The sequence below is a fragment of the Haladaptatus sp. AB643 genome (assembly GCF_024136975.1).
Classification (GTDB): Archaea; Halobacteriota; Halobacteria; order Halobacteriales; family Haladaptataceae; genus Haladaptatus.
Genome location: NZ_JAMYJW010000003.1, coordinates 348479 through 372384 on the forward strand (window position 1 = coordinate 348479; position 23906 = coordinate 372384).

Sequence of the window (23906 nt, forward strand, 5' to 3'; positions counted from 1 at the left end):
TATATTCTTGCCGAGTGGATTTCGACATGCCTTACAGCTACGAACCGCACCACTTCGAGGACTTCGAAGAGGGCCAAACGTTCGAGAGCGTCGGCCGAACCGTCACCGAGTACGACTTCGTCCAGCACTCGGCGTTCACGGGCGACTGGACGGAACTCCACACCAACAAGGAGTACGCCGAGGACGAGTACTTCGGCGAGCGCGTCGCCCACGGCCCGATGACGTTTTCGCTGGCCACCGGGTTCGTCTACCGCTGTGGCTTTCTGGAGCGGACGGTTCTCGCGTTCCTCGGCATGAACTACATGGACATCCCCGCCCCGGTCAAGATGGACGACACCATCTCGCTCGACATGGAAGTCACCGGAACCAAGAAGCTGTCGAGCCGCGACGACGCCGGTCTTGTCACCATCGACACCACGATGACGAACCAGGAGGACACCGTCGTCTTCGAGGGAGACATGAAGTTCCTCATCAAGACGCGGGACTGACTCGGATCGCTGCGAATCGACGAAAGTCACACTGTAAATTTCGCTCGGTGGTTGCGTTTCGACCCCCGACCTGTCCGAACATCCTTTATTTCCCCGAGTGAACAACCGGACATGGCTTCCGACGCGCTCGTGATCGCCGTCGTCCTCGTGACGTTCGGCCTGCTGTTCTTCAACCAGATCCGCGTCTACCCCCTCAGCCGGTCGTTGACGAGCGCGACGGGTGCGGTCGTCGTCCTCGCCATCGGGGCCATTTCCCCCGACGAGGCACTAGCGAGCGTGGACACGAGCACCCTGCTCCTGCTGTTCGGCATGCTCGCGCACGTCGAAGCGCTCTCGTTGAGCGGCTTCTACGGGTGGGCGGGATCGTACCTCGTTGATTACACCGGCACGGCCCGACGGTTAACCGTCGGGACGCTCGTGCTCGCGGCCGTCCTCAGCACGTTCGCGCTCAACGACGCGACAGTGCTCCTGCTGACGCCGATTCTCGTGAAGGTGGTCCGGAACGCCGACGTCGACCCGATTCCGCCGCTCATCGCCGTCGTCCTCGGCGCGAACATCGGAAGCGTGGCGACGCCGCTCGGCAACCCACAGAACGCCTACATCCTGAATAAGAGCGGTCTGACGTCGGTCGAGTTCGTCACCCATCTCGCACCCGTCGCGTTCGTCTGCCTGCTCGTCGCGGCGCTCGTCCTCGTTCCAATCACGACGTCCGGAGTTCCGCTTCCCGAGGTTCCCGTCCCGGATATCGACGAGGAGTGGGCACTGTCGAGTCTCGCCTTCCTCCTCGCCACGTTCGTGCTTCTCATCCTGTTTCCCGACGCTGACCCAGGGATCATCGCGGCATCGTTGGGTATCCTCCACATCTCGTGGCTTCAGTTGTTTCGGCGGGTTCCCGGCGAGGACGTGCTCCACGGGATGGACTGGAGCATCATCGTCCTGTTCGTCGGCATCTTCATCCTCGTCGGCAGTCTGGAGCAAACCTCACTCATGAGCGTCGTCGGCGGGTTCGGTGATAGTTGGCGATTCGCCGGACTCACGTTCGTCCTCTCGAACCTCATCAGCAACGTCCCGGCCGTCGTCCTGCTCTCATCGGGCGTGTCGGGGGACGCGGGGTGGCTGGTCCTTTCGGCGGTCAGCACCCTCGCCGGAAACGCGACGCCCATCGCCAGCGCGGCCACGCTCATCGTCCTCCAGCAGGCCGCCCGACGCGGCGTGGACATCTCCATCGTTCGACTGTTGTCGGTCGGACTCCCGGTTTCCATTCTCACGAGCGCAATTGCGGTCTTCCTGCTGCACGCCGGAGTATGAGACGGCGGGCGAAGAAGTCGATCAGCTTTCGTACGTTCGGTCGATACCGTGACGACCCAACAGATGGTGGACGATGTTGAGCTCCCAGTTCCTGCGGGTTGCGAGGGAAGTTTCGTATCGGGTGCTCTCGACGATGAATCCGGGCACGCCGAGATCCGCATCGGTCTTATGAACGAGGTACGGTCGCGTCCCGTCGATGGTGTTCCCGCGCTGGAACCGGTAGTAGTCAGGGAACGAGTCGTCGAGATGATAGCGATTCATGTACTCCGCCGTTTCGACCGCGTCCTCGCTCGCCCCCGGGGCGGTCGTCGGATAGATGGCTTGCCCGACGCCATCGGGGCCAACGTCCTCGCGATAGATCCCCTGTGAGCTGTGGAGGTTGATCACGATGTCGGGATCGTACGACGCGATGACGCCCCAAATCGCCCGTGCGAGCGGCGTCGTCGGTGTTTCACCTGGTGGGAACTTCCGGTTTAAGTTCCCGTTGTCGTTGAAATAGGTCCCACGTTCGATGGCGACCGGGTTCGCTCGTGGAATCGTAACGAGCGTTCCACGGTTGATCGACCACGTTTTGATGCCGCCCGCCGCTTGATAGCCAGCGGGTTCGTTACCTTGAATCCCACCGACGACTACGGCGACCGGTCCTTCTGTTTGAGTATCAGTGATGTACACATCGGTTTCGTCCGGCGTCCCCTCGCGGATAGTATACGTCGTACGAATCGCCTCACGAGCCGCACTTTCAGTAGCGAGTACAGTGGAAGTCCCTGCGACGACAAGACCGGTACGGCGTAAAAACGAGCGGCGCGTTCGAGATGGTGCGGCGACATCATTCGACTCTTTTCCAACCATAGGAAAGGATATTAATTTCTCTGTTAAAACTTATTCGATTAAGTTAAAAGAATTTTAATATAGATATATGTTTAAATGGTGTACATCTGGTTTGTGGGTAATGGAGATTGTGAGAACATAGTTCGACTCGTTCGGAAACGGCCCTCGTGGCCGGGACACCTGTCGTTCCCCGTTTACCGCAACGCCACGTCGTCGAAGACGGCCCGCTGGCCGCAGTCGAGATACGCGTCGTAGCCGATGCCGCCGGAGGACCACGTCGCGTCGCTTCCCCCGACGTGCGCGATGCGGTTGCCGTCGGCGTCCCGAAGCGTCGCCATGTGGTTTCCGTCCTCGCTCCAGTCCACGACGAGTTCGTACCATGTCTTCTGCGCGAGGGTGTAGCCCGTCGAATTCGACCCGAGTCGGTGGGCCGTCCCGTTCTCGTATCGGAAGAGGATGAGGTCGGCGTTGGCGATGTCCACGCGGACGAAATACCGACTCGAATCGTTTTGGACGCCGTACGAGAGGTTTACGTCCGCTGCGCCGCCGTCGCCGCGAAGCCAGTAACTGACGGTGTCGCCCGCCGCGGGATACGCCGGAAGACCGTCCATGCTCGTCATCTCCGTGACCGTGTCCCCGACCGAGAGCGCGCCGCCCCTGCTTCGAGTCGGCGAGGAAACGACGCTCGCCCCGGATTCGCCCCGGTCGAACGAATACGCAGAGAGGGTGTCGTCGTCGAACCGATCGATCGCCGTGTTCAGGTCGTCCGGACACGATGGGTGGGCACATCGAGTGGTGCCGACCGAGTTGTTCTTTCGTATCACGTCGCTGGAGTGATCGAGGACGATGGCGTCCCCGGTCACGTCGAACGAACTCCCCTTCACTTTGCTTCCGTCACAGTACTGCAGGAGAACGCCGTCCCGGTCGTTGCCGGTTTGTTTCACACAGCAGGACCAGAAGACGGAGTTCGGTCGCCCGAAGGCACGAAGTGCGGCGCTGCCTGGATTCCCGCTTCCCGTGTGATCGGCATCGCCCTTTACCTCGACGCCGGAACAGACGACCGGCGCGGGCGTGGATTCCGGCTTCACGGCGTACATCGCCGCCGTGTCGTCCGTGCGGATTCGAATCCTCGTGTCCCGAATCTCGGTCGTTCCGCTTCCGGCGACGACGATACCACCGTCGCTCGCCGCGTCGGCGACCTGCACCACGTCGCAGTTCTCGACCGTCGCGTCGTCGGCGAACAGCCAGATGCCGCGCATGTTCGTCGGGAAATCCGGGTCCGAATGGGGTTCTTTGACGACGACGCAGCAATCCCGAACCGTGCCGCCCGACCCGGCGAGGCGGACGTTCGCGATGTTGTTGTTCTTGTACAGTCCGCCGTTCACCGTCACCGTCCCGGTGCTCTTTTTCGACTCGTAGAGGCCGTTGTTCGGGAACCCCTCGATCCAACAGTCCCTGCATTCGAGGCTCCCTTTCGTGTATTGGTGGACGAAGAGGCCGACCGCACCGCTGCCGTCGGGTGCGCCGTCGGGAGCGTGGAGTCCGTCGATGAGTCCCGATCCGTCCTCGGTGAAGATGCCGAAGATGAACGGGCCTTTCGAGCCGTCGTGGACGCCGCGATGGCGCAGGTCCCGCACCAACAGGCCGTCGTCCACGTTGATCTGCATCCTCGGCGCTTCGGGCGCGTTTCCGACCTCGTGACGGAGGCCTTCGTACTGGATGTTGGACGACCCGCTCCCGCCGAGCGAGAGCCACGACGCACCGGAACTCGACGTGACGTCGTCCGGCGTGTCGAGGACGATAGTCGCGCCGGATTCGACGCCGACCATCCCGAAGTCGTGGAGTCCGTTTCCGTAGTCGAACGTATACTCGGTGACGCGGAAGGTCCCCTGCGGGAACTCCAACTTCGTGTTGCTCTCCAAGTGATTTCCGAGGATGTCGTCGATCGGTTCCTCGCCGGTGGGGTCCATCCCGAGGTCGTCCACCACGTCGTAGGTGGTATCGTACTGGAACTCGTCGGCGGTCACGGTCTGGTCGGTTAGGTCGGATGAATCCGTGTCCGCGTCGTCCGGCGTGGTAATCGGGGTGGCTAGCCCGGTGAACGTACCAGCCGCGGCCAGCGAGCCGGTCGCGGCTTTGAGGTACGTCCGCCGGTGGAGCGTCGCGGTTCGTTCGCTGGGTGTGTCAGGTGTGTCGGGAGTCTCGGGCATCTTCAACAGAGAGGGAAGAATAATCCATAAAATCAATTCGTGATTTTATTACTAAAAATAGTAATCATTGTCAGTAGTGATATAGCTACATCCATCGATCTTCGGTTCCATCCGACGGTTAGCTCCGTGTCGTCCATCTTTTTCACCTCTCCTGCGAACTCTCAGGTATGACGCTCGACGTACTCGCCGAGGAGGACGAGCCACGAATCATCGACACGCACGCCCACCAACCGACGAAGGAGTTTCTGGAGGACGCGGGCGGGAAGATGATGGAGGACGCGGCGAACAAGTTCGGCGCGAAGATGGAGACGGACACCTACGACTCGCTGGTCGAGGAGTACCACGAGGCGGGCATCGGGAGAACGATCCTGCTCGGGTGGGACGCCGAGACGAACACCGGCAACCCGCCGGTGCCGAACGACTACGTCGCCGAAATCCGCGACGAGTACGACGACTTCTTCATCGGCTTCGGCAGCGTGGACCCGCTGAAGGACGACTGTGTGGAAGAAGCCCACCGGGTCGTCGAGGACCTCGACCTCTCGGGGTTCAAGTTCCAGCAGATCGCACAGGGCTTCGACCCGAGCGCCCCCGAACACGAGGAACTGTTCTCGACCATCGAGGACCTCGGCGTGCCCTGCGTCTTCCACGGCGGTAACTCGACGCTCGGCGCGGGCGCACCCGGTGGCCGTGGACTCAAGATCAAGTACGGGAACCCGATGATGATAGACGACCTCGCCGCGGAACACCCCGACTTGCAAATCCTGCTCGCCCACCCTGCCTTCCCGTGGGAGAAAGAGCAACTCGCCATCTGCCAGCAGAAGGGCAACGTCTACATGGACCTGTCGGGGTGGCTCCCGAAGTACATCGACGACCAGGTGCTCCACTACGCGAAGACGCTGTTGCAGGACAAGGTTATGTTCGGGACCGATTACCCGATGATTCGACCGCAGAAGTGGCTGGACCAGTTCGAGGAGTTGGATTTCCCTGATGACGTACAGCGCAAAATCCTCTGGGAGAACGCGGAGGAATTCCTGGACCTCTGAGCGGGGAGCGTCATACTCTCCGCAAGCCGCCGATTTCAGGCGACGTATAACAAAGGCGGTTCGACCGTGACGTGCCGTAATGATCGAAGACCGTGCGGTATTCGAATTGGAGGCCCCTCCCCTGACCGAACTTCCTTCGCCGCGGACGAAACTGGTGTACCTCTATCTGTCCGTCGTCGGCCGCGCGACGGTCGAGACGATACACGATACGCTGGGGATCGGATATTTGGAACTCTACAGTTCCCTGCGTATCCTCCGGGAGCGTGATTTGGTTCGAAACGGGCGGAACGGATTTTCCCCCCGAAACCGAGCCGATTTCGATGGCAGTTCCATCGGCGAGCAAATCCTGTGATGGACAGTAACGGAACCCAGTCGAACGTTCTTCCTCCACATAACTATGTACGGAACGAGGGAACCCAGTTCGTAAGCCGATGTCCGTACTAAACCGAGTCGAAGACGAGTACGTCGTTCGCTGGTACAAGCCGAGCGACCTGTCCGGGTTCCTCTCGCTCGACCGGGCCGTCTTCCACCGACGCCGGAACGAGGCGTGGTTCCGGTGGAAATACGTGGACAATCCGTACGTCGATCACGTTCCGGTGTTGGTCGTGGAGAAGGACGGCGAAATCGTCGGTGCCCGACCGTTTCTCGCGTTTCGCATGCGCGTCGGTTCCGGGACCGTTCTCGCGCTGCAACCGGCGGATACGATGGTCCACCCGGACCACCGGCGGCAGGGGCTGTTCACGCGGATGACCAGCCACGCCATCGACCACTACGGCGACGGCGAACCGGCGTTCTTCTTCAACTTCCCGAACCAGCGTTCCCGACCCGGGTACCTCAAACTCGGGTGGCAAATCGTCGGCGACCGCGAGACCTACCACCGGATTCAGAACCCGACTGCGTTTTTGGGCGACGAGGACGGGGTCGGATCGGGGTTTCTCGACTACGTTCTCCCGCTCACGAACGACGTTCACGGCCTGTATCGCTCCGCGGTGGGAGATTCCGAGGCGTTTTCCATCGCCCGTCGTTCGGGGGTCGAAGCCGGAGTCCTCGCCGACTTGTACGCGACGAACCCGCCCGAGGCGATTCACGCCCTCCGCGACGAGACGTTCTACCGGTGGCGATTTTCGAGCCCCGAATGGGAACGGACCACGTACGTCGCGTCCGATTCCGGCGACCCGGTCGCCGGAATCGTGGTACGAAAGCGGACGACGTCGGACGGCGTAACGGTGGTTCAACTCGCGGACGCCGTCCCGATGGTCGGCGGCGACTCGCGGGATAACGCGTTCGTGGCGCTACTCGCCCGAATCGTCCGCGACTACGCCGACGCGGACCTCGTGTCGGTCACGAACGGGACGATTCCCCCGGAGGTACTGATTCGGTTCGGGTTCGTCGGCGACGCGGGACCGCCCCTCTCGTGGCTCTCCGACTTCGACTGCCGCCTCGTCGCGCTCCCGCTCGATGACGATGGCTGGAGTGTGGGGGGAACCCGTCTCGGACTGCGGTCGAACTGGCACATCTCGTTCGCCGAGCGGGATACCGCGTAGGAACCCCTTACCGATGGCTCGGAAGGACCATAACAAAACTCGGCTGTCGAGAACGTTGGCGACACATGAAGCAAACCGCTCGAGCCGCGATTGCTGCGATCTCCCGACTGTACCGATTCGCCCTCTTGGTGGCGAGCATGCCGGTCGTCCTCGCCGAATTCTTTCGACCCGAAACCGGAGCGGAGTACGGGGTCGGATTCTTGGACAAGGTCGTCTTGGCCGCGAGGATGGCACGGAACAACGTCGAGATACAAACCGGTTCGACGTTTCTGGAACACCTCGTTATCGCCACGAAAGTACTGACGATACCGCCCGACGTGGAGGGGAGTCTGGTCGAATGTGGCTGCTACAAAGGTGGTAGCACGGCCAACCTTTCGCTCGTCGCCGGACTCTGTGACCGGCCGCTGGAGGTGTTCGACTCCTTCGAGGGAATGCCGGAACCGAACGAAAACGACCGGGAGCACACACTGATCAAATCCGAGCAGGTCCACACGTACGACGAGGACTCGTGGGGCGCTCCGATAGAGGAGGTACAGGAGAACATCGCCCGCTACGGGGATATCTCCGTCTGTCGGTTCCACCCCGGATACTTCGACCGTTCGATGCCCTCCTTCGAGGAACCGTGTGCGCTCGTCTTTCTCGACGTCGGACTGCGGGAATCGGCCGAGACTTGTCTCGAACACCTCTGGCCGCTGTTGGTGTCGGGCGGCTACTGTTTTACACACGACGTGAAACACATGGAGATATCGACGCTGTTCTTCGACGCGGACTGGTGGCGGGAAACGCTCGACAGGGAACCGCCGGGACTGGTCGGTGCGGGAAGCGGTCTCGGACTGCATCCCGAACACAACGGGTTCGGAAGCTTGCTCGGATATATAGTCAAGGACCCGACAGCCTCGATGTACGAACTGGTCGCTGAAGACGGAGAAGACGAAAATTGTGTCGAAATAATCCGAAAACGGGACGGGGAGACCGGGCCACAACAATGATTCTCGTTCGACTTGACCGAGTAATAGAGAGTGAATGCGAGACAGAAATGAACGGGAGTGGGAGTACCACACCATCAGGCCGCCGCGGGGGAGTACGAAGAAGGAATCCATCGACCCCATCAACGACCTGAACGAACTCGGTGAAGACGGCTGGGAGTTGGTGACGACGATCGAGTACGTCGGTGGGGGGACGAAATACCTCGTCTTCAAGCGACCGGCGTGGAGGGGTGACGACGACGAAGATGAATGAGAAAGACGACAATGACAACGAGATCAGCACCGCGAACACGATGCGCGAGCGGGCGGGCGAGAGTCGAATCAAACTCTGGCTCGTCCTCGGGGCACGACGGCTCGTCATCACGGGGTCGATGGCGGTGCTCTTTTTCATCGCGTTCGTCCTCGCCGGGACGTTTCTGTATCCGCCGCTGAAATCCGCAATCGCGACGTCGGACACCATCGAGACGATGTTCTCGACCCTGCTCGGTGCAAACATCACCGCGACGACGCTCGTCGTGACCATCACCCAGTTGGTCATCTCACAGGAGAACGGCCCGCTCGGCGATCAACGGGGACGGATGAGCGACGCCATGGACTTCCGAGGCTTCGTCAGCGAGATGATCGGCCACACGACGCCCTCGGACCCGTCGAAGTTCCTCCAGGAGATACTGGACACGACCGAACTTCGGGCGAACGAACTTCGGGACGCAGTCAGCGAGGACGGGAACAGCGACCTGCTCGACGAACTCGACGAGTTCATCGACAGCCTCACGGGGAACGCCGACACGGTCAAAGAGCAACTCGACGGCGCGAAGTTCGGCACTTTCGACGTGCTGTTCGCGGCACTCGATTTCAACTACTCGTGGAAAATCTTCCACGTCGAGCGGATGCGCGACGAGTACGGGGACGACCTCTCCGACGACCAACACCGGAAGTTCGAGCAGTTGAAGACCTCGTTGTCGATGTTCGGCCCGGCGCGCGAGCACATCAAGACGCTCTACTTTCAGTGGGCGCTCATCGACCTCTCGCAGTTGATTCTGTACGCCGCGGTTCCCGCACTGTTCGTTGCGGGGTCGATGCTCGCCTTCGTCGGAAGCGGGACGTTCACCGGCACGACCCTCGGATTTTCGGATATCCTGTTGGTCGTCGCCGGGGCGTTCACTGTGTCGCTCATCCCGTTCATGCTGTTGGTCTCCTACATCCTCCGCATCGCGACGGTCGCAAAACGGACGCTTGCCATCGGGCCGCTCATCCTGAGGGATTCACAGCGATGACGGGGAACGACGCGGGCGAATCGAAAAATCGGCGTTCACGTCGAACGTTCCTCGGTGCCGTCGCCGCGGCCGGACTCGTCGGGACGAGCGGTTGCGTGACGCTCGACCCGAAGGCACGTGTTTCGGGGACGGACGAATCGAAGATTTTCGAGAAGGTCTCGGTCAGCGAACCGTGGGCCAGCGGCCGGGTGAGCGCGAGCGTGAGTCTCACCCCTGCGGCGACGACGGAGTACGGCGTTCGGGAACTCACGGTCATCAGTTCGAGCGGGAGCGAGTTCGACACCGGCACCGTCCAGAGCGGACAAACCTCGAAGACGGTGTTCGTCCCGGTCGGGAAATCCACCCTCTCGGCCGTCGATTACGACGGGAAAACGGTCGATTCGGTGACGGTGACCGTCGGCGGGAACAAGATTCTGTAGCGTTTCGTCGGTGCGGAAGTTCTTGATCACCCCCGCCGTAAGGGGTTCGAGGTGAACGAAATGGATGACTACGACATCGTTGTCATCGGCGGGGGAACCGGAAACAAAGTCGCGCTCGCCGCCGCGGACCGGGGGGAAAGCGTGGCACTGATAGAACGCGGCCCGCTCGGCGGGACGTGTGTCAATCGTGGCTGTAACCCGTCGAAGACGCTTATCCACCGCGCGGACGTGGCGGAGACGGTCAGACACGCCGGAGAGTTCGGTATCGATGCCGACCTCGACCGTATCGACTTCCCACGAATCGTCCACGAAGTGACGGAGATGACCGACGGAAAATCGGACGAACTGAGACACGCCATCGAGGAGCGCGAGACCATCACGCTGTATCGGGACGAGGCCAGATTCGTCGGTGAGCGTACCCTCCGCGTCGGTGACGAGGAAATCCGGGGGGAGAAAGTCGTGGTCGCCGTCGGAGCGCGTCCCGCGATTCCACCCATCGACGGACTGGACGACGTGGATTACCTCACGAGTACGGATGCACTCCGTCTCGACAGGCGGCCCGACCGATTGGTCGTCATCGGCGGCGGCTACATCGCCGCCGAACTCGGCTACTTCTACGAAGCCCTCGGAACGGCCGTCACCATCATCGGTCGGAGCGACGTGCTCGTTCCGTCCGAAGACCGTGAGGTTGCCGAGACGTTCACCGAAATCGCCCGCCGCCGGCACACGGTCCACGTCGGCTACGAGGCGACAGCGGTCACGCAGGCGGACGGACAGGTGACGGTCACCGCGACGTCGGACGACGGGGAACCCATCGCGGTCACCGCCGACGAGTTGCTCGTCGCGACCGGTCGCCGACCCAACACCGACCGACTCGACCCGGACGCGGCCGATATCGACCTCGACGAACGAGGGTACGTCGAGACGGACGAGTATCTGGAGACCAGCGCCGAAAACGTCTGGGCACACGGGGACTGCATCCGACCCTACCACTTCAAACACGCCGCCGACCACGAGGCCAAGTACGTCGTCAAAAACGCTCTCGATGGGAAGGGCGAGGCGGTCGATTACACGGGCATCGGTCACGCCATCTTCACCTCGCCGCAGGTGGCGGGCACGGGAGAAACGGAAGAGGAGTTGGAGGAGGCTGGACAAGAGTACGCCGTCGGGCGCTGTGACTACCGCGACACGGTGATGGGGAACGCGCTCAGGGACCGAGACGGGTTCGTCAAGGTACTCGCCGCACCGGACGGGGAGATTCTGGGCTGTCACATCGTCGGGCCGGACGCTTCGACGCTGATTCACGAAGTCCTCCTCGCGTTGGCGAGCGGTTCGGGAACCGTGGACGACGTGACCGGGACGATTCACATCCATCCGGCACTGAGCAAGGTCGTGCTGAAAGCGTTCGAAGACGTCGAATACCGGTGAAACGCGATACCCGAACCGTTCGGTCGAACATGTTCGCGTGAACTGGGACGGTGGTCGACACCCTCCGTTTCGACATGGAACGACCCCGCGTCACTGCCGTTTTTGCACCCGTAATTGTGGGCGGCAACACCTTCCTGCTGGCGGCCGTCACTCACCTCGGCGGACCGCTTGCACCGTGGTCGTCCACGATACGTCAGGGCACGAACGACGTATCCACTCGTGAAACGTAGGGAATCCACGCGCCAGTACCGCAGATGCGACTAAATCAGCAGTAACCGAGACCTAACCATGCCCAAAGCCCGCGTAAAGTTCAAACCGCCCGGAACCCGGCCGTTCGACCTGTTCGGGTTCACGGCCGACCACCCGGACGACGAGTTCCGAATCCTGAGTAACTACCCGACGGAGGAGGGGTTGTACGTGATTTTGGAGGCGACGATGGCGAATCCGGAAGCCGTCGTCGACCTCTTCGAACGCAGTCCCATGTCCTACGAGGTGCTCCACGCCGACGAGCACACGGCGCTGATTCAGTACCTCTTGCCGTTCGTCCCGCCGCCGCTCCGTGCGGTCTTTTCGTCGGGGAACCTACCGCAGTTCCCGCTCCTCGTGCAGGACGGGTGGATACTCACGGACTTGACGACGACACAGGGTCGGTTGTCGGACTTCAGGGACGAGTTGGAAGCCACCGGCTTCGCCTTCGAAGTCGTCTCGGTCACACAATCGACGGACTCGACCGAACTGCTGACGGACCGGCAACGGCGGTTCATGGCCGAAGCGCTCGAACGAGGGTACTACGACACCCCACGTGACTGTTCGCTCACTGACCTCGCCACCGCGCTGGACGTGAGCAAATCGACGGCGAGCGTCGTGCTTCACCGTGCGGAGGAGACGGTCGTCAAGGAGTTCTTCGCCGAATCGGCCGACTGAACGGGGTCACGAGGTATCCCGCTGGGCGATGGTTCGTGTCTGCCCGGCGGGTTCGGCCACCGTCTTCTGGGGCGTTGGTTGCGTGCACTCTTCCTCGCTACCGAATCGGATCGATGTTCCGAGAACGTTCGACGACTCCCGTTCCTCGATATCTATCGAATCGAGGACTCGGTCGCCGAGCGTCTCTGGGAGGGCAGATACGTCGTACGCCTCGTTGATCGACTGGGCGTCGAGGGTACGGCGGACCACACTTCCATCTCGGAACTTGTATGAGACCAGCCAGATGGACATGTGAGTTCGATACTCTCTTCCACAACCTTTGGTGAAAGCTTTGTGGTGAAAATCCGCGAATAATGTGAAAATATTTTATCAACAAGTGGAAGGATTAAACATGGGGTCGGCCGAATTCACCGGATTCGGCCGGGTGAGAGTCGCCGTAGACGCCGGTAGGATCCAACCTTGCGATAGCGCCGATACTGGATCAGGATGCCCGACCCGACGAGGAGCAACCAGAGCACCTCGTTGGACCCGAGCGTGGACCACACGTTGGCGTGGAAGACGGGCAGGATGTCGCCCCACTGGCGAGCGAGTTCCTGGAGGATGGTCGCGCCGAGGAGACTCGTCACGACCGTCAGGAACGGGAGGTAGAACTGCCAGACGAGGATACCCACGACGGCGGCGACGAACAGCGACCCGACGACCGGGTCGACTGTTCCGGAAAGCAACGGAACCGAGAGACCTCCCAGTTCACCACCGCCGCTGAACGACGAGTAGGCGACCGACGCGGCGGCGATAACGCAGACGCCGACGATGGCGAACCGCTGTGCGGAGCGAGCCAAGCGACTACCGATGTACCCGCCGATGAGGACGCCGACCAGCGAAACGAGCAACATGTCGTGCGGAGCGATGCCGAATCCGGGGGCGAGCGTTCGTGCGGCGAAACTACCGAACAGGGCACCGCCGAGGCCGCCGACGAGCGACGTGAGTTGCGTCACGAAGGAGTAGCCGAAGTACGTGAACGCGAGACCCACGACGACCGCCAGCGCCACGGCGAGGGTCGTGAAGGAATCGAGGACCATCTGTGTTCGTGTTACTCTGGTTCTCCGTTCCGTTAAATGGATCGGTGAACTATCAGCTGAAACGTGATTGAGTTAATGAACGATTCGTCCGATGTTCGTCGGGACCGTCGTACACAATGCATTCGTACTGACCGACAGATCTCGTGAAACATGGACGAATACATCGAACGACTCCTCGAAGCCGACGGGGAGTACACCGTGTTCTACCACGCAATCGCGGCCGACGATGGAACCGTCGGCGACGAACTCGGAATCGAGGGGGAAACGATCAAGGACGCCGCGTGGTTCGACGCGATGCCGGACGAGGCGTTCCAACCGGACCGAATCAGTGACGTGCTCGACGAGAGCGAGAGCTGACGAGCGTGACAACACGGGGATGCACAAAATAACGAACGAGGGGCACTCAAAACCCCTGCCGTCGAATCAGTTGAACGCGTCTTCGAGCGGCGGGACGACCTGCTTTTTGCGGGACATCACGCCGGGCAGGAACGCTTCGCGGTCCGAGAACGTCGCATCCAGTCCCGCTTCCACGGTGTCCACACCGTCTCCGGCGACCAGTGCGGTGGAGTCCTCCTCCAGGAGGTCCGTGACGAGCAACAGGAACACGGTGTACTCCCGCTCCTCGGTCACGTCGTCCATCGCGGCGAGCACTTCCTCGCGCTGTTCCAACACCACGTCCGGTTCGACCGTTTCTACCTGTCCGATACCGACCAGTTCCGAGCCGAACTCGAACTCCTTGAAGTCGCCCACCACCATCTCCCGTGGGCTTTTCTCGCCGAGTTGGCTCTTCCGCTGGAGCAGTTCCTTTCCGTACTCCTCGTAATCCACGCCCGCGATGTCCGCGAGTCGGTCGGCGACGACTCGATCCCGCTCTGTCGTCGTCGGGGATCGAAGAACCACGGTGTCGCTCAGCAGTCCGCTGAGGAGGAGACCGGCCGTCTGGGAGTCGATCTCCACGTCCGCCTCGTCGTACAGTTCCGTGAGGATGGTAGCAGTGGAGCCGACCGGTTCGGTTCGGAAGAAGATCGGACCGCTGGTTTTCACGTCGCCGATCCGATGGTGGTCCACGACTTCGACGACCTCCGCGTCCCGCGCCCCGGAGACGGTCTGGCTGTACTCGTTGTGATCGACGAGGATCAATTGCTCCCCGTCCGCGTCTTCGAGGAGGGTCGGACTCTCGACGTTCCAGCGTTCCAAGACGAACTGGGTTTCGGGGTTCAGTTCACCGGCGCGTGCGGCAATCGCGTCCGTTCCTTGTGCCTGTTTCAGCCCTGCGTAGGCGAGTGCAGAGCAGATCGTGTCAGTGTCTGGCTGTTGGTGACCGATGACGTAGGTCGATTCTGGCATATGGGTACATCGTTTCCCCAATTGTATGAACGCTATTATCCTGGCGAGCGAAACGCGCGATCAAATGACGTAATAAACACACATTCTATCCTTGATGGCATGGGGACTTCCGAGTGAACTCACCGTTCACCGCTCGGAGCGTCGTCCGGGGGTAACGGCGTATATCTGCCCGAAAACCGCGCGATTGCGCGAAGCCACGCACGCTGTTCGGTACCCTTTCTTTCCGGGCGCACATCCCACGCTTGCTTGCGTTGTGCCTCCCGAAGTTCCCACTGGAGACGGGCCACTTTCGCCGCTTCGTCCGACCGCAGCAACGCCGCACTTTCGGGGGACGGACTCCGTGCGAGCACGTAACTACAGTGGTTCAGGCACAGTCCGTAGCCGTCCTCGAAGGCTCGCCGAAATCGGGGCTGTTCGAGCAACGCGAGGAGCAGTTCGACGGCACGGTCCCGTGCCGTCTCCATGCGGTCACAGACCGGACACCGAATGGGCCGTCGTATCGCTTCACGCGCCCGCGTCGTCCCATCGTCGCGCAGACGAGGGACGAACCGTCGCAACGAGTCCATGTGAGCAAGTGTGGCGGATACGTCCTCCCGTGACTCTGGGTCATCATCGAGGAGTCGCATCGCACGGGTGAGTCTCCTGGCGACCGGGTCCGACGCGGCGTCGGCGATGGCCATCGCGAGGTCTGTATCGCCGTACCGGACGCATCCCCAGACGTGTTCGCGACACGTCGGGAGCACGTCGTGTAGTCGGTCGCCGTCGCAATCGGCGTGTAGCAACCACGCGAGCCAGGTTTGCCACGCGCGACTGACTTCGAGACAGACCGGACACCCATCCCCCGAATCGAGCAAGGCTGTGAAGTCACCGACGGGGTCCCGAGTCGCGTTCGGGTCCACGTCCGGGGGCGGAAGCGCGGACGGGTGGATGTCGTGGCCGACCGTGAGTTGGAGCGCCGTTTCGAGTTCGGAGGGGAGGCTGGAATCGGTCGCCGTCGTCGGATTTTCCCGCATCGAGCGAACCGTCTTTCGAACGTCGTGGAACTGTCGCCGCTGAACGGGCAGGAGGGTGTGAAAGAGCGACGGCGAGACCGTCGCCGCCAGCGAGCGAAAGTGGGGAAAGCAGGCGATACCGGGGTCGCCGTACTCCGCCGCGCTGGTTTCGAGTCCGTGTCCGAGAAACGACACCGTCCGGTCCCCGGCGCGCTCGAACGATGCGCATGCCGGACAGGTCGCGAGTGACGACCACGTCGTCCGGTCGATTTCACCCGCTTCGAACCGTGAGAGGGTTCGTCGGCTGACGACTTCGTGAGCGGACGTCATCGGCGACCTGCTCCGTGGGGAGTCGGCGAGCAATTCACCGTGATCGACACAGAAGCCGAGCGAGTTCGTGAGCGCGTCGAGCAGTTCTCGTTGGTGGTATCGCTCCGCGATGAACCAGAATCGAAACTCGGCCTCGTGGTTTCGAAGGTGATCACAAACCGGGCATCCGTCGTGCGTGAGCGCCCGAAGGAGTTGACGCTCGCTGACCGTAGATGCTCGTTCTCCCACGGCTACTCACCGCCAAGAAACCGCGCATCCGACGAACGCCGTCGTTGATACTTCGTGCGGTGCGGCGTTCGGGATGGTACTCGCCAATCGGTTCGACGACGATCCGCGTACGAAACTGGCATCATGATTTTGAACGACCTTCGCAGGGATCGTCAGCCAGTTTCGTGGCGGTTGAAGGAGGACCCCATCTCCCGCGATAGCGTCTCACTAGTGGGTTGCGAGGATCATAAGGAGTTCGACGGGATGAGTCACGTGGGGCCCCGAAATCAGCTGATTCGCGTCGAATCGTTTCGGGGGTCGCCGTGGTCTCAGTCGAACGCGCCGCGGAGCGCTTTCCCGGCCCGCTGGCGGACGTCCTCCGCCGCTTCGACGCCCGGGAACGGGTCGGCGAGGCGGCGCATGTTGGCGAAGTCGTGAATCATGCTGTCGTAGTTGGTGTGATCGACGGAGACGCCGGCGTCGGACAGCGCCTCGGCGTAGGCGTACCCCTCGTCGCGGAGCGGGCCGTATCCGCAGGTGAACATGGTCGTCGGTGGCAGTTCCGAGAGAACCCGTTCCGTAGCGCGGAGCGGAGATGCACGCGGGTTCGCACCGTCGATGTCGTCCCGGAGGTAGTGGTTCCAGAACCACACCATCCCTCTCGCGGTCAGGAAGTAGCCGTCCGCGTTCTCCTCGTACGATTTCGTGTCGAAGGAGTGGTCGGTGACGGGATAGAACAACACCTGGTGCTCGATTTCGGGCGCGTCGACCCCGTTCTCGACGGCCATCTGTGCGACGACGGTCGCCAGGTTGCCGCCCGCGCTCTCACCGACGACGGCTATCCCCTCGCCCGCTCCGATTTCGTCGGCGTTGTCGGCGGTCCATTTCGTCGCCAGATACGCGTCCTCGACGGCACCCGGGAAGGGGTGTTCCGGGCCGCATCGGTAGTCCACGGAGACGACGACGCAGTTCCCCTCGTTTGCGAGCGACCGCGCGACGCCGTCGTGTGTGTCGAGGTCACCGGCGACCCAGCCACCGCCGTGGAAGTAGACGGCGGCGGGAAGCGACTCGTCGGGAGCAGGGTCGTAGATTCGCACGCGGATGTCCCGGGCGTACGCCGGAATCTTTCGTTCGTCCACCGATTCGACCGACTCCGGCTTGACGTCGGGGGTGAACAGTCCACCGAGCAGTGCGCGGGCCTGTTCGGGCGAGAGTTGAGTCAGGTCGGGTGCACCCTCCTCGACCAGCGTATCGAGAAGCGCCTGTGCATCGGAATCGAGTTCTTGAGCGCGTCGCTCTGCAGTTGTAGTACTCATCGAATGTCGTATGCTACCGATGTGCATAATCTCGTTGGCCAGCCGACAGGAATGTTCTATTTCGGACCGGTTCGGAACGGTACTTCCGATATCGTCGCAACCCACAATCGACAGATATCCTACTTGAATTCGTTACAGGAAATCCTCATACTACCACTGTACGTACCCGGATATGGAGATACAGATGAGCGATTACGAACTACCACCACTCCCGTACGACTACGACGCACTCGAGCCGCACATTTCCGAACAGGTGCTCACGTGGCACCACGACACCCACCATCAGGGCTACGTCAACGGCTGGAATAGCGCCGAGGAAACGCTCGCGGAGAACCGCGATTCCGACGACTTCTCGTCGTCCGCAGGAGCCATCCGGAGCGTCACGCACAACGGCAGCGGACACGTTCTGCACGACCTGTTCTGGCAGTCGATGGATCCCGACGGCGGCGACGCGCCCGAAGGTGCGCTCGCCGACCGTATCGAGGAGGACTTCGGTTCCTACGAGGCGTGGAAGGGCGAGTTCGAGGCCGCCGCGTCCGCGGCGAGCGGATGGGCACTCCTCGTCTACGACTCGTTCAGCAACCAACTACGAAACATCGTCGTGGACAAACACGACCAGGGCGCACTCTGGGGTAGCCACCCGATTCTCGCACTCGACGTGTGGGAGCACTCCTACTACTACGACTACGGTCCGGACCGCGGCGACTTCATCGACAACTTCTTCGAGGTCGTCGATTGGGAGGAACCCGCCGACCGCTACGGGCAGGCCGTCGAACTGTTCGAATAACGCCACCACGACGAACATTCCAGACTACGGTAGGCACTCTCGCCGCCGACCCCTTCCGTCGAAGTAGACGGCGGCGAACGGGATTTCTCGGGAGAAGCCGTCTGTTCGAACACGAATCGGACGGGACTCCCACCGTCTCAGCGCACGAACTCCGACCGAAGAACGTCGGTGACGAGTTTTATTTCTGCTTTCTGGAGGTGCTCCGAAGCCGTGTTCGGCGCACAGTCGAGGCGAGCGGCCACGTCTTCGTGTGTCGCGCGTCGCGGGTGTTCGTAGTATCCGAGGTCGAACGCCGCCAGGAGCGCCTCCCGTTGCCGGTCGCTGAGCCCGGAGAGTGGCGTTTCGCGGCTTCTATCGAACTCCCCGATCGCGCTGATTTCGAGCGCGATCTCCGCCGGAAATTCGTCGACCGCACGCTGAAGAACGGCCGCGCTCCCCACGATTCGCGCGTGAACCTGTCCGTCGCGGTAGAGTAGCGGCTTTGCGACTACCAACCCCTCCCGCGAGATGGTTCCGACGAGCCCCTGCAACAGCGGAACGACGGTGGGTTCGAGTACGGCGAGGAGCGTAAATCTCCGCTCGGAAATCCGCGTCGTATCGACCGACCGCATACCGAGGACGTCGGCCGCTTCGTCCCGAAATCGCTCCCGCTCACCGTCGACTTCCAGGAGGGCGGTAACTGCGTCGTTGGAGAGGTTCCAGTCGTACAGGCGCGCTTCGTCCACGAACGACGACCGTGCGAGCAAATCGAAGATTTCCGGCGTTCGTTCCGGGTCCGGTGTACCGGTGAGCCGAGCGTACTTCATACGGGACGCTATTCACCATCACGTATATACTAGCCGACTATACACGGGAGAACGGTTTACAATTCATGGCACCAATAATCTCATAGATATCCGATAACGGTGTCCGTCGAGGCGCGATTCGACACGGGGTCCGTTATCGATCCAACGAACGAGAAAACCAATGGATCACTCACAAGCGGATTCCGACAGCGCAGTGTTTACCCTCCCGTTCGACGACGGGAGCGCAATCGACGCCTCCGTAACGGGGGGAAAGGGTGCAAACCTCGCACTGCTCGTGGACGCGGGAATCGACGTCCCGGCGGGGTTCTGCGTGACGACGGGCGCGTATCGATCCCTCGTAACCGCCCCGGAAACTCGCCGAGCGATCGAAGCCGTGGACGAACTCGACCCGACGGACGCGGACCGTATCGCCGAATTGAGCGCGACGATACGGGAACGGATTCGAGAAGCGGAGTTCCCCACCGACGTCCGAAAAGCCCTCGATGATTCGCTGGTGGAACTCGACGCGGAGACCGTGTCCGTTCGGTCGAGTGCGACCGCGGAAGACCTCCCGACCGCGTCGTTCGCCGGTCAGCACGAGACGTATCTCAACGTCTCCTCCGAGGCCGTTCTCGACAGGGTTCGAGATTGCATGGCGAGCCTGTACACCGACAGAGCGGTGACGTACCGGCTTCGAAACGACGTTCCGAGTTCGGGCGTCGCACTGGCTGTCGTCGTCCAAGCGATGGTCGATGCGGACACGGCAGGGGTCGTCTTCACTGCAGACCCGATCACGGAGAACAGGACCGTCGCCACCATCGAAGCGAACTACGGACTCGGCGAATCCATCGTCGCCGGGGAGGTGTCCGCCGATACGATTCGCGTCGACCGGAGCGATGGCACCGTCCTGTCGTACGACATCGGCGAGAAGTCGGTTCGGGTGCGGTCCGGAAACGAAGGCGGCATCGAACGGGCGACCGTTTCCGACGACTCCCGGGGGCGACGGGCGCTCTCGCCGGAGCAAGTTCATCGACTCGTGGAGCAGGGAGAGAAAATCGAGGGACTGTTCGATGAGCCACAAGACATCGAGTGGGCGTTCCGAGACGGCGAGTTGTTCGTCCTCCAGTCCCGTCCCATCACGTCCCTGTTTCCGCTCGTCTCGCCTCAACCTGAGGACGGCCTGCTCCACGTCTACATGAGTTTCGGACACCAGCAGGCCATGCCGGAGGCGCTCCCGCCGCTCGTCGTTGATTTCTGGCGGTCGTTCATCGACGGCGGGGCCGCACGCTTTCGACCACCTGAAGCGGGCGGTCTCTCCGCCGAGGCCGGAAATCGAGTGTACGTCGATTTGACGCCGCTCGTTCGACTCGCGCCGCTCCGACAGCGGATACCCAACGCGTTGTCGTTCCTCAGCGAACCGGCGTCAGACGGCCTCCGGGAGGTTCTACGGAAGCGGGAGGACGACATCCCGGAACGCGGCGTCGGAGCGGGATGGGTGCGAATACTCCAGGCGATTCGACGTGGGAAGCCGTCGCTTCTCCCCATCGTGTCGGAAGCGCTATCCGAGTTCGTGCACTCGCTCGTGTTCGGCGTTCCGGACCTCGACGAACTGTGGGCGTGGAGCGATTCGTGGGGAACGGAACGGGCGAGCGAACTCCGCTCGCCGCAAACGACGGACGGACGGGTTCGAGCGATCTTCGAGGAGGTCGATATCGTCGCCTTCCTGAGGTATATCGCACCGAAAGGGGCGACCGCCCTTCCGGGCGTCCTCGCGGGACGGTTGCTCAGGAGAACCTTCCCCGATGCCACGGACGAACTGGACGCCATCGGAAAGGGATTCGAGGACGAAGTCGTCACGCGAATGAACGTCGAACTCGGGGAGTTAGCGACGCTCGCCGGGAACGCCCCGGAGGTGAAGACGGCGCTCAATTCGGGCGCGTCGCTGGACGAGATAGCAACCCTCCGAGGAGGCGAGGTGTTCGTGGAGACGTTCGATTCGTTCATCGACCGATTCGGCCACCGGGCCACGGGTGAAATCGACTTGCGTCGGCCGCGGTGGCGCGACGACCCGTCGGTGCTCCTCTCGACGATTCGGAACAACGTCGGCGAGGAACGCGGAAGTCGGGAGCATCTGGCGGAACTGCAACGTCGCGCGGCGACCGCCCAACGCCGACTGGAAGCGCGAGCGAACCACGGACTACTGGGACCGATTCGAAAACTCGCCGTCCGTCACCTGATTCGAAGCTACCGGAAGGCGATGCCGTTCCGGGAGTTCCCGAAACACGGGATGGCTCGCGTGTTCGCCGCGGTTCACGAGATTTGTTCGGAGGTCGGGGAGACGCTGGCGGAACGCGGGAGCCTCGAACGTCCGGACGACGTCTGGTTCCTCCGACGCGATGAACTCCTCGCCACGTTGGACGGCGTCCCGCTCGACGTGGACGTCGAATCGCGGCGACGGACACACGAACGATACGCGAAGATGACCGCTCCGCCGTTGCTGACCAGCGAGGGCGAACAGCCGACGGCCGCACCCAATCGAGATGTCGAGGAAGGAACGCTCGTCGGAACGGCCGTCTCCGCGGGTGTGATCGAAGGGACGGCCCGCGTCGTCCGCGACCCGTCCGAGGGAAGCCTCGAACCGGGCGAAATCCTCGTCGCGCCGTCCACCGACCCGGGTTGGACGCCGCTCTTTCTGAACGCGGCGGGACTCGTCATGGAAGTCGGCGGGCGGATGACGCACGGCGCGCTCGTCGCTCGGGAGTACGGAATTCCGGCGGTCGCCTCCGTCACGAATGCGACGACGGAGATTCACACCGGCGACCGGATTCGCGTCGATGGGAAAAACGGGACCGTCGAACGGTTGTAAGATCGAAGCTGGAAATTCGAGAATCGACAGAGAAGACGTGGTTAGTCGTGGTTAGTCGTCGTCATCCTCGACGGCACCGCCGTCCGCCGCGGCGCGCATCTCGGCACCTGACTCCTCTTTCAACTCGTCGTTCGGAAGCACGAGCGAGACGAGGAGACTCACACCGAGAACACCGACGCCGACGAGGAAGACGGCGTGGAAGGAGTCCACGAGCGCTTGCATGACCTGCTGTTGCAACTGCGGCGAAAGCTGGTGGATGGCCTGCGGACTCTGGGAGACGGCACTCACATCGACGCCGTTCGGAAGTGCGTCGCGCAGCTCGGCCGTTAGTTGACGGTTGAAGACGATACCGAACGCGGAGACGCCGAGCGCGCCGCCGAGATTTCGTCCGAAGCTGTACAGCGAACTCACTTCGCCGATGTCGTCACCGCTCACCGCGTTCTGGATCGCCGTAGAGAGCGTCGGCAGCGTCATCCCCATGAGACCCGTGACGAACATGTACAACGTGGTCTGAAGCGAGGAGACATCCATACCCATCGTGGAGAGCAGGTAGCACCCGACCAAACTGACGACCAATCCGGCGACGGTGATGAACTTGTATCGGCCGATTCGGCTCATCAATTGGCCACCGGTCATCGCACTAACGATGAACCCGACGAAGAGCGGCATGAGGAGAAGTCCGGTGTTCGTTCCGCCCTTTCCGAGAACCATCCGCATGAACACCGGGATGTAGTTGACGACACCCATCAGGACCCCACCGATGAGCACGGCGAGAACGGTTATCAGAAGGACCGACCGGTTACGGAACAGTTCGAGCGAGATCATCGGTTCCTCGATACGGCGTTCCTGCACGACGAACAGAACGGTTCCGACGACGGCGACGGCCGCGAGTCCGAGTATCTGCCACGACCCCCACGCGTACTGGTCGCCACCCCACGACGTGAGCGCGACGAGCACAGAAACGGCGATGACGATGAGTCCCGCGCCTTCGTAGTCGATCCGATGGCTCTCGTTCGGGACGGGCACGTCGAGGCCGATTTGAATCAACGCCAGCGCGATAATCCCGAGCGGGATGTTGATGTAGAAGATCCACCGCCAAGTGAATTGATCCGTGAGAAACCCACCGAGTAGCGGCCCGCCGATGAGCGCAGACCCGTTGACGAGTTGGAGGTAACTCATGTACTTGCCGCGTTCTCGGGGGGTGAAGATGTCACCGATGCCCGCCATCGCCATGGCCATGAGACCACCGCCGCCGATTCCCTGAAGCCCGCGGAGCAACGCGAGTTGTACCATCGACTGGGAGAGTCCGGACAACGCGGACCCCACGAGGAAGATAACGATGGCTATCTGCGTGAGCAGTCGGCGGCCGTAGATGTCGGAGAGTTTCCCGTACAGGGGCGTGACGGCCGTGGACGTGACGAGGTACGCGGTTACGACCCAGAACAGTTGGTCGAGCGAACCGAACTCGGACGCTATCGTCGGAAGCGCGGTCGCGACGATGGTCTGGTCGAGGCCGCCGAGCAACATCGAGAGACCCAATCCCGCGAACGCGACGTATTTGGTCCTGTCCGACAGCGACGACGCAGTTCCCGTCTCACCCATCGTAATTCTCTCCGTTACTACCGCAGCGATTCCCCGGATAGGGGGACGATTTCGTCTTTGTCATCGGCCAACCGAACGTTCGGTCAGTACATATGCTTTTTGAAACATTACTACCGGACGTTCGGTTGGACCCGGACGACCGG

At 61.9% G+C, this 23906-nt stretch carries 24 protein-coding genes and 1 riboswitch; of the genes, 15 read left to right on the forward strand and 9 right to left on the reverse strand.

What is annotated here, in order from left to right:
- The first annotated feature begins 26 nt into the window (after positions 1-26).
- Both NKF25_RS08890 and NKF25_RS08895 read left to right on the forward strand, forming a co-directional pair.
- Positions 27-488: a MaoC/PaaZ C-terminal domain-containing protein gene (locus NKF25_RS08890; RefSeq protein WP_253226324.1), complete on the forward strand. Its 462-nt coding sequence runs from the start codon at positions 27-29 to the stop codon at positions 486-488.
- Positions 489-599: 111 nt separating this feature from the next.
- A complete protein-coding gene (locus NKF25_RS08895) occupies positions 600-1796 on the forward strand; it encodes an SLC13 family permease (RefSeq protein ID WP_253226325.1) in 1197 nt (398 codons plus the stop codon).
- Positions 1797-1817: 21 nt separating this feature from the next.
- Here NKF25_RS08895 and NKF25_RS08900 read toward each other — a convergent pair whose 3' ends face one another.
- The gene (locus NKF25_RS08900; protein WP_253226326.1) at positions 1818-2468 is read right to left on the reverse strand and encodes a M99 family carboxypeptidase catalytic domain-containing protein; all 651 of its coding nucleotides are present in this window, start codon (positions 2466-2468) and stop codon (positions 1818-1820) included.
- Positions 2469-2818: 350 nt separating this feature from the next.
- On the reverse strand, positions 2819-4834 hold the full coding sequence (locus tag NKF25_RS08905; RefSeq protein WP_253226327.1) for a right-handed parallel beta-helix repeat-containing protein: 2016 nt from the start codon (positions 4832-4834) through the stop codon (positions 2819-2821).
- A 167-nt stretch (positions 4835-5001) separates the two neighbouring features.
- Between NKF25_RS08905 and NKF25_RS08910 the strand changes: the two genes are divergently transcribed.
- The 10 genes from NKF25_RS08910 to NKF25_RS24200 all read left to right on the forward strand — a co-directional run bounded on the left by NKF25_RS08910 (position 5002) and on the right by NKF25_RS24200 (position 12452).
- Positions 5002-5877, forward strand: coding sequence for an amidohydrolase family protein (locus NKF25_RS08910; protein WP_253226328.1), 876 nt, complete (start codon positions 5002-5004; stop codon positions 5875-5877).
- Between the two features lie 79 nt (positions 5878-5956).
- A complete protein-coding gene (locus NKF25_RS08915) occupies positions 5957-6229 on the forward strand; it encodes a helix-turn-helix domain-containing protein (protein ID WP_253226329.1) in 273 nt (90 codons plus the stop codon).
- Positions 6230-6308: 79 nt separating this feature from the next.
- A complete protein-coding gene (locus tag NKF25_RS08920; RefSeq protein WP_253226330.1) occupies positions 6309-7421 on the forward strand; it encodes a GNAT family N-acetyltransferase in 1113 nt (370 codons plus the stop codon).
- 65 nt (positions 7422-7486) lie between these two features.
- A complete protein-coding gene (locus tag NKF25_RS08925) occupies positions 7487-8410 on the forward strand; it encodes a TylF/MycF/NovP-related O-methyltransferase (protein ID WP_253226331.1) in 924 nt (307 codons plus the stop codon).
- Positions 8411-8444: 34 nt separating this feature from the next.
- A complete protein-coding gene (locus tag NKF25_RS08930; RefSeq protein WP_253226332.1) occupies positions 8445-8660 on the forward strand; it encodes a DUF4177 domain-containing protein in 216 nt (71 codons plus the stop codon).
- The gene (locus tag NKF25_RS08935) at positions 8653-9681 is read left to right on the forward strand and encodes a hypothetical protein (RefSeq protein ID WP_253226333.1); all 1029 of its coding nucleotides are present in this window, start codon (positions 8653-8655) and stop codon (positions 9679-9681) included. Before NKF25_RS08930 ends, NKF25_RS08935 begins: the two co-directional genes overlap by 8 nt.
- The gene (locus NKF25_RS08940; RefSeq protein WP_253226334.1) at positions 9678-10100 is read left to right on the forward strand and encodes a twin-arginine translocation signal domain-containing protein; all 423 of its coding nucleotides are present in this window, start codon (positions 9678-9680) and stop codon (positions 10098-10100) included. Before NKF25_RS08935 ends, NKF25_RS08940 begins: the two co-directional genes overlap by 4 nt.
- Before the next feature lie 60 nt (positions 10101-10160).
- Entirely contained in the window at positions 10161-11528 is a 1368-nt protein-coding gene (locus NKF25_RS08945; protein WP_253226335.1) for a dihydrolipoyl dehydrogenase, read from the forward strand.
- A 74-nt stretch (positions 11529-11602) separates the two neighbouring features.
- On the forward strand, positions 11603-11758 hold the full coding sequence (locus tag NKF25_RS08950) for a hypothetical protein (RefSeq protein WP_253226336.1): 156 nt from the start codon (positions 11603-11605) through the stop codon (positions 11756-11758).
- Positions 11759-11816: 58 nt separating this feature from the next.
- A complete protein-coding gene (locus tag NKF25_RS24200) occupies positions 11817-12452 on the forward strand; it encodes a helix-turn-helix domain-containing protein (protein ID WP_303647126.1) in 636 nt (211 codons plus the stop codon).
- 6 nt (positions 12453-12458) lie between these two features.
- Here NKF25_RS24200 and NKF25_RS08960 read toward each other — a convergent pair whose 3' ends face one another.
- Together NKF25_RS08960 and NKF25_RS08965 are read right to left on the reverse strand one after the other, a co-directional pair.
- Positions 12459-12701, reverse strand: coding sequence for a hypothetical protein (locus NKF25_RS08960; RefSeq protein WP_223301512.1), 243 nt, complete (start codon positions 12699-12701; stop codon positions 12459-12461).
- 158 nt (positions 12702-12859) lie between these two features.
- Positions 12860-13531 (reverse strand): hypothetical protein, encoded by a 672-nt coding sequence (locus NKF25_RS08965; protein ID WP_253226337.1) that lies wholly within the window; start codon positions 13529-13531, stop codon positions 12860-12862.
- Positions 13532-13681: 150 nt separating this feature from the next.
- Here NKF25_RS08965 and NKF25_RS08970 point away from each other — a divergent pair, with 150 nt between their 5' ends.
- Complete coding sequence (locus NKF25_RS08970) at positions 13682-13888, forward strand: hypothetical protein (RefSeq protein ID WP_253226338.1); 207 nt, start codon at positions 13682-13684, stop codon at positions 13886-13888.
- Between the two features lie 66 nt (positions 13889-13954).
- On the opposite strand, the gene NKF25_RS08975 is transcribed toward NKF25_RS08970, so the two are convergent.
- The 3 genes from NKF25_RS08975 to NKF25_RS08985 form a co-directional block, all read right to left on the reverse strand.
- Positions 13955-14878: a manganese-dependent inorganic pyrophosphatase gene (locus NKF25_RS08975; protein ID WP_253226339.1), complete on the reverse strand. Its 924-nt coding sequence runs from the start codon at positions 14876-14878 to the stop codon at positions 13955-13957.
- Positions 14879-14997: 119 nt separating this feature from the next.
- Entirely contained in the window at positions 14998-16428 is a 1431-nt protein-coding gene (locus tag NKF25_RS08980; RefSeq protein WP_253226340.1) for a DUF6062 family protein, read from the reverse strand.
- Positions 16429-16564: 136 nt separating this feature from the next.
- Positions 16565-16629, reverse strand: a riboswitch (Fluoride riboswitch).
- A 107-nt stretch (positions 16630-16736) separates the two neighbouring features.
- Positions 16737-17723 (reverse strand): alpha/beta hydrolase, encoded by a 987-nt coding sequence (locus NKF25_RS08985; protein WP_253226341.1) that lies wholly within the window; start codon positions 17721-17723, stop codon positions 16737-16739.
- Positions 17724-17907: 184 nt separating this feature from the next.
- Between NKF25_RS08985 and sod the strand changes: the two genes are divergently transcribed.
- On the forward strand, positions 17908-18510 hold the full coding sequence (gene sod, locus NKF25_RS08990; RefSeq protein ID WP_253226342.1) for a superoxide dismutase: 603 nt from the start codon (positions 17908-17910) through the stop codon (positions 18508-18510).
- A gap of 137 nt (positions 18511-18647) precedes the next feature.
- Here the strand turns inward: sod and NKF25_RS08995 are convergent, their stop codons facing one another.
- A complete protein-coding gene (locus NKF25_RS08995) occupies positions 18648-19316 on the reverse strand; it encodes a helix-turn-helix domain-containing protein (RefSeq protein WP_253226343.1) in 669 nt (222 codons plus the stop codon).
- 160 nt (positions 19317-19476) lie between these two features.
- Between NKF25_RS08995 and NKF25_RS09000 the strand changes: the two genes are divergently transcribed.
- Complete coding sequence (locus NKF25_RS09000) at positions 19477-22161, forward strand: PEP/pyruvate-binding domain-containing protein (protein ID WP_253226344.1); 2685 nt, start codon at positions 19477-19479, stop codon at positions 22159-22161.
- Positions 22162-22212: 51 nt separating this feature from the next.
- On the opposite strand, the gene NKF25_RS09005 is transcribed toward NKF25_RS09000, so the two are convergent.
- Entirely contained in the window at positions 22213-23763 is a 1551-nt protein-coding gene (locus NKF25_RS09005; RefSeq protein WP_253226345.1) for an MDR family MFS transporter, read from the reverse strand.
- Between the last annotated feature and the right edge of the window lie 143 nt (positions 23764-23906).

Coding starts and splice junctions, on each gene's coding strand:
- NKF25_RS08945 (WP_253226335.1), top strand. CDS start 10,161: ATGGATGACTACGACATCGTTGTCATCGGCGGGGGAACCGGAAACAAA.
- NKF25_RS08930 (WP_253226332.1), top strand. CDS start 8,445: ATGCGAGACAGAAATGAACGGGAGTGGGAGTACCACACCATCAGGCCG.
- NKF25_RS09000 (WP_253226344.1), top strand. CDS start 19,477: ATGGATCACTCACAAGCGGATTCCGACAGCGCAGTGTTTACCCTCCCG.
- NKF25_RS08995 (WP_253226343.1), bottom strand. CDS start 19,316: ATGAAGTACGCTCGGCTCACCGGTACACCGGACCCGGAACGAACGCCG.
- NKF25_RS08890 (WP_253226324.1), top strand. CDS start 27: ATGCCTTACAGCTACGAACCGCACCACTTCGAGGACTTCGAAGAGGGC.
- NKF25_RS08905 (WP_253226327.1), bottom strand. CDS start 4,834: ATGCCCGAGACTCCCGACACACCTGACACACCCAGCGAACGAACCGCG.
- sod (WP_253226342.1), top strand. CDS start 17,908: ATGAGCGATTACGAACTACCACCACTCCCGTACGACTACGACGCACTC.
- NKF25_RS08940 (WP_253226334.1), top strand. CDS start 9,678: ATGACGGGGAACGACGCGGGCGAATCGAAAAATCGGCGTTCACGTCGA.
- NKF25_RS08965 (WP_253226337.1), bottom strand. CDS start 13,531: ATGGTCCTCGATTCCTTCACGACCCTCGCCGTGGCGCTGGCGGTCGTC.
- NKF25_RS08925 (WP_253226331.1), top strand. CDS start 7,487: ATGAAGCAAACCGCTCGAGCCGCGATTGCTGCGATCTCCCGACTGTAC.
- NKF25_RS08970 (WP_253226338.1), top strand. CDS start 13,682: ATGGACGAATACATCGAACGACTCCTCGAAGCCGACGGGGAGTACACC.
- NKF25_RS08950 (WP_253226336.1), top strand. CDS start 11,603: ATGGAACGACCCCGCGTCACTGCCGTTTTTGCACCCGTAATTGTGGGC.
- NKF25_RS09005 (WP_253226345.1), bottom strand. CDS start 23,763: ATGGGTGAGACGGGAACTGCGTCGTCGCTGTCGGACAGGACCAAATAC.
- NKF25_RS08915 (WP_253226329.1), top strand. CDS start 5,957: ATGATCGAAGACCGTGCGGTATTCGAATTGGAGGCCCCTCCCCTGACC.
- NKF25_RS08985 (WP_253226341.1), bottom strand. CDS start 17,723: ATGAGTACTACAACTGCAGAGCGACGCGCTCAAGAACTCGATTCCGAT.
- NKF25_RS08935 (WP_253226333.1), top strand. CDS start 8,653: ATGAATGAGAAAGACGACAATGACAACGAGATCAGCACCGCGAACACG.
- NKF25_RS08910 (WP_253226328.1), top strand. CDS start 5,002: ATGACGCTCGACGTACTCGCCGAGGAGGACGAGCCACGAATCATCGAC.
- NKF25_RS08895 (WP_253226325.1), top strand. CDS start 600: ATGGCTTCCGACGCGCTCGTGATCGCCGTCGTCCTCGTGACGTTCGGC.
- NKF25_RS24200 (WP_303647126.1), top strand. CDS start 11,817: ATGCCCAAAGCCCGCGTAAAGTTCAAACCGCCCGGAACCCGGCCGTTC.
- NKF25_RS08975 (WP_253226339.1), bottom strand. CDS start 14,878: ATGCCAGAATCGACCTACGTCATCGGTCACCAACAGCCAGACACTGAC.
- NKF25_RS08920 (WP_253226330.1), top strand. CDS start 6,309: ATGTCCGTACTAAACCGAGTCGAAGACGAGTACGTCGTTCGCTGGTAC.